General features: G+C 34.3%; 17 protein-coding genes. 4 read left to right on the top strand and 13 right to left on the bottom strand.

Translation table 11 applies throughout. The annotated features are described in order from the left end of the window. Nucleotides 1-122: 122 nt before the first annotated feature. The 11 genes from glmM to IAI10_RS04335 all read right to left on the bottom strand — a co-directional run bounded on the left by glmM (nt 123) and on the right by IAI10_RS04335 (nt 11,250). Complete coding sequence (gene glmM / locus IAI10_RS04385; protein ID WP_315672069.1) at nt 123-1,472, bottom strand: phosphoglucosamine mutase; 1,350 nt, start codon at nt 1,470-1,472, stop codon at nt 123-125. A 177-nt stretch (nt 1,473-1,649) separates the two neighbouring features. After that, complete coding sequence (locus IAI10_RS04380; RefSeq protein ID WP_315672068.1) at nt 1,650-2,480, bottom strand: ABC transporter permease; 831 nt, start codon at nt 2,478-2,480, stop codon at nt 1,650-1,652. A gap of 12 nt (nt 2,481-2,492) precedes the next feature. After that, the gene (locus IAI10_RS04375; RefSeq protein WP_315672067.1) at nt 2,493-3,317 is read right to left on the bottom strand and encodes an ABC transporter permease; all 825 of its coding nucleotides are present in this window, start codon (nt 3,315-3,317) and stop codon (nt 2,493-2,495) included. Next, a complete protein-coding gene (locus IAI10_RS04370; protein WP_315672066.1) occupies nt 3,314-4,123 on the bottom strand; it encodes an ABC transporter ATP-binding protein in 810 nt (269 codons plus the stop codon). Before IAI10_RS04370 ends, IAI10_RS04375 begins: the two co-directional genes overlap by 4 nt. 12 nt (nt 4,124-4,135) lie before the next feature. After that, entirely contained in the window at nt 4,136-4,927 is a 792-nt protein-coding gene (locus IAI10_RS04365) for a polymer-forming cytoskeletal protein (protein WP_315672065.1), read from the bottom strand. 19 nt (nt 4,928-4,946) lie between these two features. After that, nucleotides 4,947-5,570: a YhbD family protein gene (locus IAI10_RS04360; RefSeq protein WP_315672064.1), complete on the bottom strand. Its 624-nt coding sequence runs from the start codon at nt 5,568-5,570 to the stop codon at nt 4,947-4,949. A gap of 193 nt (nt 5,571-5,763) precedes the next feature. Then, on the bottom strand, nt 5,764-6,708 hold the full coding sequence (locus IAI10_RS04355; RefSeq protein ID WP_315672063.1) for a dipeptide ABC transporter ATP-binding protein: 945 nt from the start codon (nt 6,706-6,708) through the stop codon (nt 5,764-5,766). Further along, nucleotides 6,708-7,679: an ABC transporter ATP-binding protein gene (locus IAI10_RS04350; protein WP_315672062.1), complete on the bottom strand. Its 972-nt coding sequence runs from the start codon at nt 7,677-7,679 to the stop codon at nt 6,708-6,710. The genes IAI10_RS04355 and IAI10_RS04350 overlap by 1 nt, the downstream gene beginning before the upstream one ends. A gap of 13 nt (nt 7,680-7,692) precedes the next feature. Next, the gene (nikC, locus tag IAI10_RS04345) at nt 7,693-8,589 is read right to left on the bottom strand and encodes a nickel transporter permease (protein ID WP_396334339.1); all 897 of its coding nucleotides are present in this window, start codon (nt 8,587-8,589) and stop codon (nt 7,693-7,695) included. Nucleotides 8,590-8,607: 18 nt separating this feature from the next. Beyond that, a complete protein-coding gene (locus IAI10_RS04340; protein ID WP_315672061.1) occupies nt 8,608-9,612 on the bottom strand; it encodes an ABC transporter permease in 1,005 nt (334 codons plus the stop codon). 72 nt (nt 9,613-9,684) lie between these two features. Continuing rightward, complete coding sequence (locus IAI10_RS04335; protein ID WP_315672060.1) at nt 9,685-11,250, bottom strand: ABC transporter substrate-binding protein; 1,566 nt, start codon at nt 11,248-11,250, stop codon at nt 9,685-9,687. 395 nt (nt 11,251-11,645) lie between these two features. Here IAI10_RS04335 and IAI10_RS04330 point away from each other — a divergent pair, with 395 nt between their 5' ends. The 4 genes from IAI10_RS04330 (at nt 11,646) to IAI10_RS04315 (ending at nt 15,193) form a co-directional block, all read left to right on the top strand. Further along, complete coding sequence (locus IAI10_RS04330; protein ID WP_315672059.1) at nt 11,646-12,017, top strand: hypothetical protein; 372 nt, start codon at nt 11,646-11,648, stop codon at nt 12,015-12,017. 73 nt (nt 12,018-12,090) lie between these two features. Further along, on the top strand, nt 12,091-13,182 hold the full coding sequence (locus tag IAI10_RS04325; protein ID WP_315672058.1) for an ABC transporter permease: 1,092 nt from the start codon (nt 12,091-12,093) through the stop codon (nt 13,180-13,182). A gap of 11 nt (nt 13,183-13,193) precedes the next feature. Continuing rightward, entirely contained in the window at nt 13,194-14,525 is a 1,332-nt protein-coding gene (locus tag IAI10_RS04320) for an FtsX-like permease family protein (protein WP_315672057.1), read from the top strand. Next, complete coding sequence (locus IAI10_RS04315; RefSeq protein WP_315672056.1) at nt 14,525-15,193, top strand: ABC transporter ATP-binding protein; 669 nt, start codon at nt 14,525-14,527, stop codon at nt 15,191-15,193. Before IAI10_RS04320 ends, IAI10_RS04315 begins: the two co-directional genes overlap by 1 nt. A 60-nt stretch (nt 15,194-15,253) precedes the next feature. Here IAI10_RS04315 and buk read toward each other — a convergent pair whose 3' ends face one another. After that, a complete protein-coding gene (buk, locus tag IAI10_RS04310; protein WP_315672055.1) occupies nt 15,254-16,321 on the bottom strand; it encodes a butyrate kinase in 1,068 nt (355 codons plus the stop codon). A gap of 20 nt (nt 16,322-16,341) precedes the next feature. Beyond that, the gene (gene ptb, locus IAI10_RS04305; protein WP_315672054.1) at nt 16,342-17,247 is read right to left on the bottom strand and encodes a phosphate butyryltransferase; all 906 of its coding nucleotides are present in this window, start codon (nt 17,245-17,247) and stop codon (nt 16,342-16,344) included. Nucleotides 17,248-17,295 lie beyond the last annotated feature (48 nt).

Raw genomic sequence — 17,295 nt, 5'->3', positions numbered from 1 at the left:
ATATTATATATCATACCTTGGTTATTTTTCAATATATTCCTTTTATGTATTTTCATTCCATAAATTTAATAAAAAAACAAACCAGCAAGGATTATTTTAAAAATATCTTTGCTGGTTTTAAATTACCTATTTGCTTTTTCTTCTATAAGCTTTGCTAAACCGTGAGCCATATTGTCAATCTCTTCTTGATTTTCTCCTTCTAGCATAACTCTAACTAAAGGCTCTGTGCCAGAAGGTCTTATAAGAACTCTTCCGCATCCATGAAGAGCCTCTTCAAGCTTCTTTATTTCAGAAATTATCTCTTCATCCTTTTCATGTATATCCTTTTTATCATTTGGAACCTTTGCATTAGCAAGCACCTGTGGAAGTTCCTTCATCATTGACTTAAGCTCTGACATAGTCTTTCCGCTCTTTTTCAATATAGCTGTCATCTGAAGTGCAGTAACAAGTCCATCACCAGTGGTGTTATGGTCAAGCATTATTATATGTCCAGACTGTTCTCCTCCAAGCTTGTACCCGTTCTTAACCATTTCTTCAAGCACATATCTGTCTCCTACCTTGGTTTTCACAGTCTTTATTCCTTCTTTTTTCATTGCTATATCTAGTCCTAAATTACTCATTACAGTAACTACTAGAACATTATCCTTAAGCTTTCCCTGCTCCTTAAGATATTTAGCAGCTATGCACATCATAAAGTCTCCATCTACCTTGTGTCCATTTTCATCCACACATAGACATCTATCCGCATCTCCATCAAAAGCTAAACCTATATGACATTTTTTCTTAACCGCATAGTCCATAAGCTCTTCAAGATGAGTGGAGCCGCAATTATCATTTATATTTAATCCGTCTGGATCGTTATTAATAACTAAAACTTCAGCACCTAGGGCTCTAAAGGTACTCACAGCTGCCTTATAACATGCTCCGTTAGCGCAGTCTAAGGCCACTCTCATGCCTTTTAAATCTATATCTATAGTAGCTTTTGCATATTCTATATAATCATCTAAGGCACCATCTTCTACTATCTTTCTTCCAAGATTTATACCTGTTGGTGATGGAAGCTCGCTAAAGCCGGCTTCTATAGTGGCTTGAATCTTATCTTCTAATTCATCCGAAAGTTTATATCCATCTCCGTTGAAAAACTTTATTCCATTGTATTCCACTGGATTATGAGAAGCTGAAATCATTACTCCTGCATCTGCTCCGTATTTTCTTGTAAGATACGCTATAGCTGGAGTAGGTATTACTCCTAAGCAAACAGCCTCTGCGCCTACTGATAATATTCCAGAAACTAATGCACCTTCAAGCATGTCTCCTGATATTCTAGTGTCCATTCCTACTAATATTTTAGGCTTATGAGTTCCTTCTGTAAGTACATAAGCTCCGGCTTTACCTAATTTAAAAGCTAAATCAGCAGTAAGTTCAGAATTTGCTATTCCTCTTACACCATCTGTTCCAAACATTCTATCCATGGTTTAAATACCTCACTTTATGGTCATTATTAAGTTTTAAATATACCTAAAATATTATATCACATATGCAAATAAGTTGACACATAAAATTATGGATAATGCGGCAAAACAGCTAGCTACACAATTCCTATTTAAAGAATTAGCAGCTAGCTGCTCTAAATTTAATTTATCAATTTTCTAATGTCCGCTCAAATTACCTGTCTCTCTGCATTTTCTCTCTACAGCATAGAACATAAGGCTTCCCAGAGAAAAGAATATCACCATGGATGCTAAGGTTAATAGGAATTCATATTTTAATGGCATTATGGGAAGCTGATTTATAAGTATTGCTCTTGAGGAATCATTTATATAAGTGAGAGGAAATAAAAAGGCAATCATTATAAATATTTTGGACATTACCTTTAGCGGAAAATATCCACCGGATATTCCGCTGAAAAGAGCACTGGAAACATCTATTATTCCATTAGCCTGCTTTGCTAAAAGCACTAAAGAAGATATTATTAGTCCTAATCCCAGCATAGCTATTATTCCAGGTATCAAAAATGCCAAAAGCTTTAATATATTCGGTGTTATGGTAAATCCGAAAGCGAAATAGGATACAACACCAGTAATTATATTCTCAAAGGTTACAGCTACAAAGTCAAACAAAGATCTGCTTATCAATAAATTTATTCTATTTACTGGAGCGCTCCAATTTGATTCTAGGACTCCCTGCATCATCTCTTCCTTGAGAGCAAAGCCAAGACTCCAGAAGGTGATCATAGTGTAAGCAGATACCATATAGCCGATAACTAAAAAGCCCATGTAATCAGAATTTCCTGTATAGCTGGAAAACCCACTCATTTTACCGTCGGAGGCAAATATTTTTCCCATAAAATAAAAAGGTGCAAGCCATATAATAGGATCTATGAATACCTGAAGCATCTTTAGAGGATATCTGAAATAAAGCTTTAAGCTAACCATAAATCTTGCTTTTGCTGCTATTAAATTTCTACTTATATTATTCATCTTATCCCCTCCTTAAAATCTATCTAAAGAACCTGTGAATCTGACTTTTCTATCCACAGCCATGAAGCATAATCTACCTATTATAAGATAAACTATTCCTTCTAACAGGCAAGCCAGCAAATCCGGCATAGCCTCTGATAAGCTGCCGCTGTTTAACATCAAGGTTCTAGAGGCTGATATTCCGAAGGTAAAAGGTAAAAATTTAGATATAATCTGCATCCACTGAGGCATCACAGCAATAGGAAAGCTTATGCCGCAAAGTATCATGATAAGTCCTCTAACTAATTGAACTAGCGAATTAGTTTCTTTCACCCATAATACAAGACTTGCAAATACAGCGCTTAATCCATAAACCCCTGGCATAAGTACTATAAAAGCTAAAATCCATAATAACATGCTTCCTGTAAAATGTACTCCGAGAATAAACCTGTATTCCAAAAGAGAGATTATAATAGATATTATTCCGTTAACTATACTTACCACTGATCCTCCTAAAAGTATATCAAACCTATGAATAGGGCAAAGCCAATTGGATTCAAGTGTTCCCCTGTTTTGCTCATCTCTTAGATAGGTTCCAAATGACCACATAGTCATATTTGCCCACATATATACCATGGTTCCAATTACTATAAAGCCCACAAAATTATCTGTTCCAGTGACGCTTTTATAGGTTGATAGTCCCTGACTATTAGAACCAGACATACCATAAGCACTTAATATATACATTATCGGAAAGAACAAAGGCCATATTAGAAGCTGAATAAACCAGGATGGATACCTGAAATATTGTGAAAGATCCTTTCTAGCCACAGCATAAATTGTTCTTAACCTGCTCATGCGCTCACCTCATCATCTTTAAGCTTCTTACCTGTAAGCTTTATAAACACATCTTCCAAAGATGGATTTGGATTTTCGCTGCTTTTTATGCTGTTTTTTAATTTTTCTGGAGTATCCAAAGCTATTACTTTTCCTCCATCTACTATTGCTATTCTATCGCACAGAAAATCTGCCTCTTCCATATAATGAGTAGTAAGAAGCACGGCTCTTCCTTCCTTTTGTATGTCTAATATTATTTCTCTTAAATTCAAGGCTGAATTTGGATCAAGCCCAAGGGTGGGTTCATCTAGCAATACTACTGGCGCCTGAGGTATTAGTGCTTTTCCAAGAGCTACCTTCTGTTTCATACCTGTAGAATATTTTTCTACAAGCTCATCCGCCTTTTCAGTTATTCCAAGCCTATCCAAAAGTTTCTCTGCTCTTTCTTTTGCTTCTTTTCTGTTACAGCCGTAAAGTGCTGCAAAATATTCCAGGTTTTCTCTTCCAGTAAGCTTCCAATATATACTCCTGTCTCCTGCCAATACTGTGCCTAAGTTTTTTAATGCTTCCATAGGCTTTTTATCTACATCCAAACCATTTACTTTAACATAGCCGCTGGTTGGTCTTAAAAGTCCCGTTATCATTTTTATAGTGGTAGTTTTTCCAGCTCCATTAGGTCCTAATAGTCCAAAAATTTCTCCCTTATATATATCAAAGCTAATTCCATCTACTGCCTTGAATTCACTTTTTTCTACTACTCTGAACATTTTTCTCTTCTTAGATATAAAATACTTTTTTAGATCCTTAACCTCTACTGCCTTTTCCATTGCCACATCTCCCTAAAGCTTATTTTTTTCTTTTACAACTGCGTCTTCAAGGATGTCTAAACTCTCTGTAAATTCAACTTTATCTATATCACAGCCAGCTCCTATAACTATATTTCTTCCTCTCACTATCTTGGCTGTAGTATATTCTAAATAGATATCATCACCTTCTATAATCTCTGTTTCCACACTACCAAATCTCATTATAAAGCTTGATAAAAGCTTTCCTATGAAATCGCTGCCTCTATCTGATTTTTTTATAGTTATCTTTTCTCCACCCATCTCTTTAACTTTGCTATTGCCGGATACAGATACATCTATTTCATCGCTATTTAGCAATCCATCTATATTGAATATGCCGCTGGTTCTAAATTTATTCGCTTCACAGTCTCCGCCGACTTTTAGAGAGCCAGAAGTCTTTATCTCATCGGCATGTATGTTTCCTCCCGCCTTCATTATGCCTGAAACCTTCACATATTCAGCTTTAATATCTCCCTTCACCTCTGAAGATCCGCTGCATTTAACTTCCTTTGCCAAAAGATTTCCTTCTAGCTCGCTAGAACCACTGGTTTTTATAGTTTCAGTTTCAACATCTCCTGAAATCTTTGAGGAACCGCTTACTGACATAAACACTGCCTTTACATTACCGTTAATTCTGCTAAAGCCGCTGGTATGCATGTCATTACAGTCTAAATCTCCCTCCACTTTTCCAGAGCCGCTTATTGAAACTGCATTATAGCTTCCGCCTGAAGTGGAAGATGCTCCTGATATTCTTAAATCTGATCTGTCTTCATAATTAATTTCCATAAATAAACCTCCAATTATTTTAAGAAAATTTTATTTTTAATTTTTCAATGTGCTTGCCTATATTTATCCTTAATACCATCTTTGAAAGATTATCCATATATATTTCTCCGTGAGCCTGAAGAAGTAAGCTTATTCCTACGCCCATTCTTCTTATGAACACTATATCGCAGTCTCTATCCTTAAACTGCATAAAATTTTGCATTAAATTTTTTAATATATGTTTTGTCTCCTCTAAACTTACCTCTCCAGAAATCAAATATTCTTCCATAATAGACATAAACAATATATCCTGAAACTCATAAATTCCCTTCTCATCAGCTTCTTCTATAAAAATTTGAAGCACGTTTTGTGAAACAATGTTGTTTCTTATAATTTCGTCCTGAGGCAATTTTAGCTCTGAAGATTTAGGTGAAAAAGTTTCTGCCAAATCATCCAGTGATAAATCCTCTTTCATATCCATTATTTTTTTTACTCTATCTAAAATTTTATCTCGTGGAAAAAATGTTTCCTGCCCTGTATAACTGGACTTTTTTATAAACCATTCCTCAGGTATAAGCCCTTTTCGCTTCCATCTATACAGTTGACCATAGGATATGGCTGTAAGCTTTAAAAGATCCTTTTTAGATATTAGCTCTTCATCCATCAAATTCCTCCTTTTCCATGTAAAAAAGTATTGATAAATTATTTTCCATGCATTAAGCATAACATAACATTGTTACGTTGTAAATACCTTTGTTTTATTTTTTTCTTCCTTGTTCCTTTGTCACAAAAAATAGTAGATGGAAATTCCATCTACTATTTTTTGTGACATTCCGTTATAATTCTTCAATTTGCCCTTAATCATATAAGTGACAAGCTACCAGGCTGCCTTGTACCTCTTTCATTTCTGGCACTTTTTCCTTACAGATATTCTTGCAATAACTACAGCGTGTATTAAAGCTGCAGCCCTTAGGAGGATTCAACGGACTAGGAACTTCTCCCTCCAATATTATTCTTTCTCGCTTTCTATCCGTGTCCGGCACAGGGATAGCAGAGAGAAGGGACTTGCTATAGGGATGCAGAGGATTAGAATAAAGCTTTTCTACATCAGAAAGCTCTACTAATTTACCAAGATACATCACTCCAACCCTATTGCTTATATGCCTCACCACATTAAGTCCATGGGCAATAAATAAATAAGTCAGCTCAAATTCTTTCTGAAGGTCCTCCAAAAGATTAAGCACCTGAGCTTGTATGGAAACATCTAAAGCGGAAACCGGTTCGTCGCATACTATAATTTTAGGATTGACCGCTAACGCCCTTGCTATTCCTATTCTTTGTCTTTGACCACCGCTGAACTCATGAGGAAATCTATACCTATGATAGCTTGCTAGTCCCACATAGTTTAAAAGCTTTAGCACTTGACTTTCCAATTTATTTCCTTTTGCTATGGAATTTACCTTCATAGGCTCCGCGATTATATCACCTACTGTCATTCTAGGATTCAAGGATGCATAAGGATCCTGAAAAATCATCTGTATATTCTTACTTAAAAATTTTCTGTTTTTCTTTCCAAGCCTTGATATGTTCTGTCCCTGAAAGGATACTTGTCCATTAGTAGGTTCTATAAGATTTACCATCAGCCTTCCCATAGTTGACTTTCCGCAGCCAGATTCTCCTACCATGCCCAAGGTTTCTCCCTTGAATATATCGAAGGATACATCATCTACAGCTTTCACCCATGCTTTTTTACTTATTTGAAAGTATTTTTTTACATGCTCTACCTGAATAAGCTTTTCCATTATATTTCCTGCCTTTCTGAATAGAGAAAACATCTGACCATGGTATTCCCCTGCCTTATTATTTCAGGAGTTTTTTCCTTGCATATGCTCATGCATTTTTCGCATCTGTCACTGAAGGCACACCCCTTAGGCATCTTTAAAGGATTAGGCACCATACCATTTATCATATACAATCTCTCCTTCTTTCCATCCATTTTAGGTATGGATTTCAAAAGTCCCTGGGTATAGGGATGAAGGGGATTTTTAAATATATCCTTAGCTTCTGCTTTTTCTACCACCTTGCCGCAATACATAACTACCACTTTTTCAGCTACCTCTGCCACTACCCCTAAATCATGAGTTATCAGCAGTATGGAGGTTCCAAGTTTTTCTTTTAATCTAAGCATCAAATCCAAAATCTGAGCCTGTATGGTAACATCTAAAGCAGTAGTTGGTTCATCTGCGATTAGAAGCTCTGGATTGCAGCTTAAAGCCATGGCTATCATAACCCTCTGCCTCATGCCCCCGCTCATTTGGTGAGGATATTCTTTTATTCTAGTTTCGGGAGATGGGATTCCTACTAACTTAAGCATTTCCACAGCCTTTTTCTCTGCTTCTTTTTTACTGACTTTTTCGTGTCTTAAAACAGCTTCCATTATTTGATTTCCAATAGTATACACTGGGTTAAGAGAAGTCATGGGTTCCTGAAATATCATAGAAATTCTATTTCCTCTTATATTCATCATGTCTTTCTTGTTTTTCTTTAGCAAGTCCTCCCCCTGAAAAAGTATTTCTCCATCAGTTATACTAGCCGTAGTATCTTGAAGCAGCCTCATTACAGAAAGTGATGTGACGCTTTTGCCGCTGCCTGATTCCCCAACTATAGCAACTATTTCTCCCTTATCAACCTCAAAGTCAACTCCATCCACAGCCTTCACCACTCCACCTTTTACCCTAAATTCAGTTTTAAGCTTTTTAACTTCTAACAGCATTAGTCACACCTCCTTAATTTCTAAGCTTTGGATCAAGAGCATCTCTAAGCCCATCTCCAAAAAGATTAAAAGCCAGCACCGTTATAGTTATAGCTACTCCAGGAAAAACTACAAGATGAGGGGCATTATTAAAATATCCTCTTCCTGAACCAAGCATGCTGCCCCATTCCGCATAAGGTGGTTGAACCCCTAAGCCTAAAAATCCAAGAGCTGCTGTTTCAATTATTGCCGTGGAAATCCCTAAAGTGCCTCTAACTATTATGGGTGATAATATATTGGGAAGTATATGCTTAAAAATTATTGCTCCATCGCTGTTACCTATAACTTTAGCTGCTTGAATATATTCACTCTCTTTAACCGACAAAACTGACCCTCTTACTATTCTTGCGTATTCAGGTATGGTAACTATGCTTATGGCAATTACAGCTTTATCTATTCCCTTGCCTAAAGCGCTCATGAAGGCTATAGCCAGCAGTAAAGACGGAAAAGCTAGTATAATATCCATAAGCCTCATTATCACTAAGTCAATTTTTCCTCCGTAATACCCGGAAATTGAACCAAATACAGTTCCTATGCTAAGAGCTATAGCAACTGCAGTTATTCCTACCCTCATAGATATTCTTGCACCTATTATTATCCTGCTTAAAATATCTCTTCCCAATTCATCTGTTCCAAGCAAATGCTTACTGCTTGGACCTTGAAGGCTTTGAGACATATTTGCAGAATAGGGATCATAGGGCATAATAATGTTTGCAAATAGGGCTGCAAGAATTACTAATATTATTATTGCAAGTCCTACCACTGCGGCTTTATTTTTTAAAAGTATATTAAAGCATTCCTTGAATCTTCTTTTTCTTATATCAAATTTGCTTTGAGTCAGCATATTATTTTCCATAATAATTTCAGTCATCTTATTTAAGCACCACCTTTAGTAATATTTTATTCTAGGATCTAAATAAGCATATAATACATCCACCAAAAGATTAACTATTACAAATATAACCGCCAATATCAATACAGCTCCCTGTACCACTGGATAATCGGATTTTAATATAGAATCAATTATATAGGAGCCTATACCTGGCCAGGAAAATACTGTTTCAGTAAGTACTGCTCCTCCAAGAAGACTTCCAAGCTGAAGTCCTATCACTGTGACTATAGGAATCAATGCATTTCTCAAAGCATGCTTTCCTACCACTGTACTTTCAGAAAGACCTTTTGCTCTTGCAGTTCTTATATAATCCTGTTTTATAGTTTCCAGCATGGTGGATCTAGTCATTCTTGCTATTATAGCCATGGAATAAAGAGACAGTGCCAAAGCTGGCATTATTATATGCTTCACCGAATCCACAAAGGCATCCGTATCACCGGTCAATATGCTGTCTAAAATATAAAGTCCTGTTATTTTATCTGGTTCATAGCCTATGGTTATTCTGCCAGAAGGCGGTAGTATTCTAAAAACATTAGCAAATAATATAATCATCATTAAGCCCAGCCAAAATATAGGCATGGACACCCCTATTAAGGAACCTATTGTACTTATATAATCTATTATTGAATTTTTCTTTACCGCAGATATTATTCCTATTATTATTCCAAATATGGACGCCAGTATTATGGCCGCTAGTGTCAGTTCTATAGTTGCCGGCAGTCTGGTAAGTATCTCCTTTGCTACAGAGGTATGGGTGGTTAAAGATTCTCCCATATTTCCTGTTAATATTCCCTTTAAAAAATTCCAATATTGAAGATATAATGGATCATTAAGCCCTAAGGTCTGCCTAAGCTTTGCTACTTGATCAGCGGTGGCATGCTGTCCCAATATGACACTGGTGGGATCAGGAGCAAATACGTGCATTACAAGAAATACTAGTATAGATACCCCTAAAAGCACTGGTATGAGAAGCAATATTCTTTTTATAATGTACTTTAGCATTTTAGTTCCTCCTATTGTCAAACTAATAATGGAAATGAACTTGTCATTTCCATTATCGTGATATATTATAATTTAATCTTTATCTACCCCTGCAAGGAAAACTGATCCTGTGGAATGTATCTTAAAATTTTTAACCTTAGGAGAATAAGCCGCCAAAGATTGAGCATGTGATATAGGAAGCCATGCTGCATCCTTTAGCACCAATTGCTGAACTTGCTTATATATTTCATTTCTTGCATCGCCGTTAGGAGTTACTCTTCCTTTCTTGAGAAGCTCATCTACTTGAGGATTACTGTATTTAGCTACATTTAATGTGGATTGTATTTGAGAGGAATCAAATAGTGATAGGAAATTATCCGCATCTCCATTATCACCTATCCATCCATATAGCATTATATCTCCTTCCCCCTGAGCTGCTTTTTGTTTGTATTCAGTCCAAGGATAAGTATCTATGGTGGCTTTAACTCCAACTTTTTCAAGATAACTCTGAATTGACTCAGCTAATTTTTGAGCTGCTGCATTGTAGGGTCTGGGATTTGAATATGCCAGTATCTTTATGCTAAGATTTTCTTTTCCTTCATCCTTTAGCAGCTGTTTTGCCTTATCCACATCATAACCATAGGATTTAGCAGTAGAATCATAGCCTGGTATAAAGCTCGGCATAGTTGTTTCTGCCACAGATGCATAACCTTGATATAAGCTCTTTACCATCTCCTCTTTATTTATTGCATGAGATATTGCTTCTCTAAGCTTAGGATCATTGAAGGGAGCTCTAGAAGTATTAAAAGCCATATAATTTATATTCATTCCTGGCTCATTAAATATCTTTAATTTATTATCCTCAAGCTTTTTAATATCGCTGGCGTCTATTCCATCTATTATATCCGATGTTCCTGCTATAAGCTCGCTGGCTCTAACGGAATTTTCTTTTATAAATTTAAATACAACTTTGTCTACCTTAGCTTTTGTTCCCCAATAATTATCATTTCTTTCAAGCTGTATGTCTTGAGCTTTCTCCCATTTAACAAATTTGAAAGGTCCTGTACCAACAGGATGCTCGTTTAAATTACCATTGTATTTCTGCGCAGCTGTTGGACTAACTATTGGAGCTGCAAGTGTCATAGCTAAATTAGCTAGAAAAGGTGTACTTGCCTCTTTCAGTATTATTTTGATTTCATAGTTATTAACCTTTTCTACATGATCCACCTCTCCAAAACAGAAGGATGCATATGGCATATCATCTGTGGCCTTTGGAGGAAGCTGTCTTTCAATATTATATTTAACAGCATCTGCATTAAAATCAGTGCCATCCTGGAATTTTACTCCCTTTCTAAGTATGAAATCATAGGTTTTCCCATCCTCACTTATCTTCCATGAGGTAGCGAGAGATGGTTCTATGTCCGTAGAATCAGCCTTGTACTTTACCAACCCTTCGTATATGTTACCTGTTACCTTTGCAGATTCCCCATCATCTACATATGCAGGATCCAACCCTCTAGGATCTGAGCCTTGAGCATATACTAAAGTCTTAACTGTGCTCTTGCCCCCATTGGTTGCCTGATGTTTTGATTTGCAGCCAACAAATATACTGGATGCTACCAAAACAGATAATACAATTACCCCAACCTTTTTAATCATTTTTTTCCCCCTTTTTAAATAACTATATTTCTTTGTTTTTTGTATTATCAATTATTGTAGCTTTAATTTTACTATTATTCAATTATTTTACATATATATAGTCTTATTTATTAATTTAATTTTGTAGTCCGTTTCTTGCGTATAGCTTGCTATTTTTGACTGTAGATCGCATACATTTTTGAGAAATTTATGTATATTTTTAACAAGTTAGTTTTGATAACAAAAATTCATTCATATAAGCATAGGCAGAAGGATTTCTTTTACATGCATTTTACTCAATTAACATTTTCTTAACTTGTAATAATTTTCAATTTTTGAAATAATTAATTTAAAAATATAAATCTAACCGGTTATGTATTCATATTTTTAATATACTTAAAATTGGAGATGATATTATGAATAATAAAATTAAAATTACATTAGGAAGCATAGCATGTTCCTTAGTAATAGGTGTATGCGTTCAAGCTAATAGTTATTGGGGAGGAGCGGCAACTCCAGGTACTGGCTCTATGACTGCATATTCATATAGTCAAAACAAAAACGATACCAGCATTTATGAGATAAGTACTGATTTGACTTTTTACGATTCTAATTACAATCTAATGGACCATGAACCTTCTAGATATAGCAATGTTGATGGATATGGAAATGCATATATTTCAATCCCCCAAACAAAAGTTGTCGGAAATGTAGCTCATGTTCAATCTTATCACACATTTGTTGATCATAATAATGATGTATCAGAAGTTTATTATACTGAATACTAAAATATAATATTTTGATTAACTAGTGTTTTTATGTAAAAGCACTAGTTAATCAATTTTAATGAGGTGACTGCCATTGTACTGGATAATAAAACGTATAAGAAATTCCAAACTTTGTTTTGTGATTTTATTTTCAGGCTTTTTTATTTCTATGCTTGCACTTTGTGTGGGTATATCAATTCTTAATCAAATCAACAGGGCTACCCAGGATCATTCTAATGGAAATTTTAAATATGTTAAAAAAGTTAGTTTGTCCTTCACAGATGATTACGAAATGACAGCTTTAGCAAATATCTTAAAAGAGAATTTTATAAGCTCCGATGTTGCCAAAGAATTTATTCCTATCCAAACCCAAAACTATGATATCATGCTTGTTACAGGTATTTTACCTAAGGACAAATATTTATGGGTGCCGCCACTGGAAAAAGGTAGCTTCATAAATGGCACTAGCAATGAAAAAATTGCTGTAGTGGGAAGCAAAATAACAAATGGAATCGAAGATAACAATGTTAATATTGGTGGTAAAATATTTAAAATAGTAGGCACTTGTGGCAAATCAGAGGGTTCCACAATAAATAAACAAGTATTTATTCCTATCAACTATATACCAGAAATATTAGGGCCTATGAATAGAAATAATGCTTTTGATTTTGTGGTTAAAAATAACAAAAATCCTGAAATTGAGATAAATAATTTTAAAAAGGCACTTTTAAGCATATATTCTACGGCAGCAATAAATGTAACGGATGATACTCGAATTGCTACCGCAAGAAGTAACATAACAAGAGGATTTCAAAGTGATCTGAAGGATATTTGGAAGCTGCTGCTTATCAATATATTTAATATAATAAATATTAGCTACTTTTGGATACATTTCAGAAGAAAGGAAATATCCTTAAGAAAAGTACTTGGTGCAAGTAAATTATCTTTATATGCTCTTATATTAAAGGAAATATTATTTATTTGCCTCCTAGCTAGCTTTGCTGCTGCTATACTTCTTGCTTTGCTAAATAAACTATCAATTAATCTGTTATCTTATGAATTTACTCTGTCTTTTAATACATTTATTTTTTCAATTTTTATATCACTATTAACCTGCGTATTTACAGCTGTGATACCTGCAAGAATTGCATTTAAGGTGCAGCCCGCTGCAATTCTTAAAGAATAGAGGAGGTCAATATGAACTCTGTAACTGAAGCAATAAAATCAATGAGTAAAAGAAAAGTAAGCTTACTTCTTATAATAATACAATTTATTATTGGCTTTTCTACAATAATATCCTTTACTATTTTTTATAATTCAATACATAAATTCTCTAATTATTTTGAAAAGATAGCCGATATGAATAAAACGTCACTTATGTATAATCCAATAGGAATTGAGAGTTTGTCCACAGAAAAGCAAAAACCCGATTACATTAATTTCTATAAATATATTCAAAACAATAATGATATAAAAAATTATGGCACCTTCTCCTATTATTATAAACTATTAAATCTAAATAATTTAAATTACATTAATAAACAAAGCTTAGTGAACGAGCTAAATAATTTAAATCCTCCTATAGATAAGAATATGAACTCTAACACTAAAATAGACTCAGTAAATGTTAACTTACTCATTATAGATAAAGACTTAAATAACTTCATAAAATTGCCTGTTTCAAAGGGCAATGCCTTTAATTCAAAGGATTTTGATAAAGAGCAAAGTGATATGAGAAATGTATTACTTGGTTCCTTATATGAAAAATATTTTAAAATTGGAGATATCATAACATTACAATCAAATAAGCTGGAGCAATTTAAAATCTCAGGCTTTATAAAAAATAATAGCTATTTTTATGATCAAGGAAATAGGTCAGATTTAGTGAATTTAAGTAACATTATCGTAATTCCAATTAATGACGAAGAGGAAGCTGATCCTCAAATCTTGGAATCACGTATTTCAAGAGGCTTACTACTGCAGCTAAAAGATACTTCTAATTTTGAGGCTGCTAGTAAAAAAATTAATTTAAAAGCCAAGGACCTAAAATTGTCTGAAGAAAACACAAAGCTAAAAACCATATTAAAAAATTCTAAAGATTATTTTATTAAAAGTAATTTATCTCAAATTGTTATTTCCATATTTTTTTGCGTTTTTTCCTCTATAGGTCTGGTTACCTCCTTAATTGTGACGATTCTAAATAAAAAAAGAGAAATAGGCATACGTATAGCTTATGGAGCCAGTACATTTAATATATTTAATAGCTTATTGGTAGAAATCACTATTATTTCCCTTATATCCTTTATCGGAGCAATTTATGAATATTTAATTGAAAACAAAGTAAGTATTCAACTAATATCAAAACAATCTGCTTATTTATATTTTACTGATCCTTATACTCCTCTAGATTTATTTTCTCTGCTACAATTATTTATTTATGTAATATTGGTGTTTATATTCATTTCATTAATAATTTTTATTCAACTGAAAAAGCTTAAGCCCAAAGATTTAATAGGAGGGATGGACTAATGGATATAATAAGACTAGAAAATTTAGACAAGATATATGGTGAAAAAGAAAATAAATTATATGCATTAAAAAATATTAATATATGTATCGAACCTGGAGAAATGATAGCAATTATGGGGCCATCTGGTTCTGGCAAGAGCACTTTGCTAAATATTATGGGGTTTATCGATGACGCTACTGACGGAAAATATATTTTTAACGGCACAGAATCATCTCAATTACATAAAAATAAATTTCACAAATTTAGAAATAAAGAGATAGGATTTATATTTCAGTATTTTGCCTTACTTAAAGAATACTCCGCACTTGACAATGTTATGCTCCCTTTAAGCTATAGAAAAATATCAAAACATACTTGCAAAAAAATGGCTCTTGAATATATGGATAAGCTCGGTATAAAAAGCTTAAGTGATAAGCTTCCTGCTCAGCTTTCTGGTGGTCAACAGCAAAGAGTGGCCATTGCCAGAGCCTTAGTAGGTAACCCTGAAGTCATTCTTGCGGATGAACCTACTGGTGCCTTAGATCAGGAAACTGGAGAAAATATTATGAAGCTTTTATGTGAAGTAAATGCTTCTGGCAAAACTATAATAATTGTCACTCATGATATTAATATAGCAAATTATTGTAATAGGATTATAAATATAAAAGATGGTATGATACGTGAATAATAAAAAATCTACTTGAAGCATTTAATTGTTTCAAGTAGATTTTTTTAACAAATCCTATTTCTAGTATACTTTTGCTTTTTCTTCTCCGTTTAAAACTCTAATTGCTCCTTGCGCAAGTGCAAGAAGTTCGTCTTCTCCTCCGTATATAACCACAGGAGCTATGAAAGATACCCTATCTGATATTAACTTATCCATAGTTTCATTATATGCAATTCCTCCAGTAATAAGTATTGCATCTACCTTTCCGCAAAGAACAGCTGCAGCTTTTCCTATTTCTTTAGCTACTTGATAACCCATAGCTTCAAATATGAGCTTAGCTTTTTCATCTCCAGCTTGAGCTGCGTTATAAACTTCTAAAGCATTATTTGTATTTAGATGAGCTACAAGACCGCCTTTTCCGTTTATCTTCTTTTTCATCTCTGCAAGTGTATATTTTCCGCTGTAGCAAAGCTTAACTAAATCGCCTATTGGAACGGATCCGCTTCTTTCAGGTGAAAATGCTCCTTCTCCATCCAATGCATTATTAACGTCTACTACTCTTCCTTTTTTATGAGCTCCAACAGAAACTCCACCGCCCATATGAGCTACTATGAGATTTAAATCTTCATATTTCTTTCCATCTTCCTTAGCATATCTTTTAGCCACTGCCTTTTGATTCAATGCATGGAATATACTTCTTCTTGGTAGTTCTGGCATTCCAGATATTCTAGCTATATCCTCTAGCTCATCTACCCCAACTGGGTCTACTATATAAGAAGGAATATTGAGTTCAGTTGCTATAGAATGTGCTATTATTCCACCAAGATTTGAAGCATGCTCTCCTTGAATCCCAATTTTTAAATCCTCTAACATGCTTTCGTTAACAGAGTATGTACCGCCTTCTATAGGTTTTAATAGTCCGCCTCTTCCAACTACTGCATTAAGTGTTTTTATGTCTATATTTTTTTCTTTAAGAACCTTTAAAATTGCTTCTTTTCTGAATTCAAATTGATCTGTTACTGTTGCATATTTTTCTATTTCTTCATTTGAATGCTTTAAATTTTCTACTAAAACATCCTTCTCATCCTCGTATACACCTATTTTAGTGGAAGTTGAACCTGGATTGATTATTAAAAGCTTTAATGGCATTTTTGCATCCTCCTTAAAATTTATTTATTTGCAGCTACTAATGCAGCTAGTGCTATTGAATACATTTTTGTTTCTTCGCTGTCTGCTCTTGAAGTCAATATAACTGGTGCAGATGTTCCTACTAATATTCCACCGTTTCTTGAATTTGTTGTATATGTTAATGTCTTATACATAACATTAGCTACATCTATATTAGGAAGTAATAATATATCCGCCTGGCCTGCAACAGGTCCCCCTACCTTTTTATGCTTTGCAGCTTCTGCTGAAATAGCATTATCAAGTGCTAAAGGTCCATCAACTATACAGCCCTTTATCTGTCCTCTGTCACTCATTTTAGCAAGTATAGCAGCATCTACTGTAGCTGGCATATCTGGGTTTACAACTTCTACTGGACAAATTGGTGCTACCTTTGGCATCTCAATTCCTATGGAATGAGCAACCTTAACTGCATTGTTAAGTATATCCTTCTTAGCCTTTAAATCTGGGTAAGTATTGAATGCAGCATCTGTTAAGAATATTAATCTATCAAAGGCTGGAATTTCAAAAACTGCTACGTGAGACATAAGCTTACCAGTTCTAAGTCCAACTTCTTTGTTCAAAACAGATCTTAAGAAATTCGCTGTATCGATTAATCCCTTCATAACCATGTCAGCTTCACCCTTTGAGGCAAGCTCTACTGCTTTTAAAGCTGCTTTTAAATCATTGGTTTCATTCACTATTTCAAACTGTGATAAATCCATGCCAATCTTTGATGCTATTTCTTTAATCATTTCTTCATTTCCAACAAGTATAGCATCAGCTATTCCCTGCTTTTTAGCTTCGTTTACTGCCTGTAGAACAGGTTCGTCCTGAGCCACTGCTACTGCTAATTTTTTTACTTTGCCACTTTTAACCTTTGCCACTACTTCATCAAAATTCTTTACCATCTTATTATTCCTCCCAATAAAACATGTATATTAAGGTCTATAAAACCT

It is taken from the genome of Clostridium sp. 19966 (assembly GCF_032335695.1).
Classification (GTDB): Bacteria; Bacillota; Clostridia; order Clostridiales; family Clostridiaceae; genus JACTOJ01.
The sequence above is the reverse complement of the archived record's forward strand: the minus strand, read 5'-3'. Positions and strand labels throughout refer to the sequence as shown.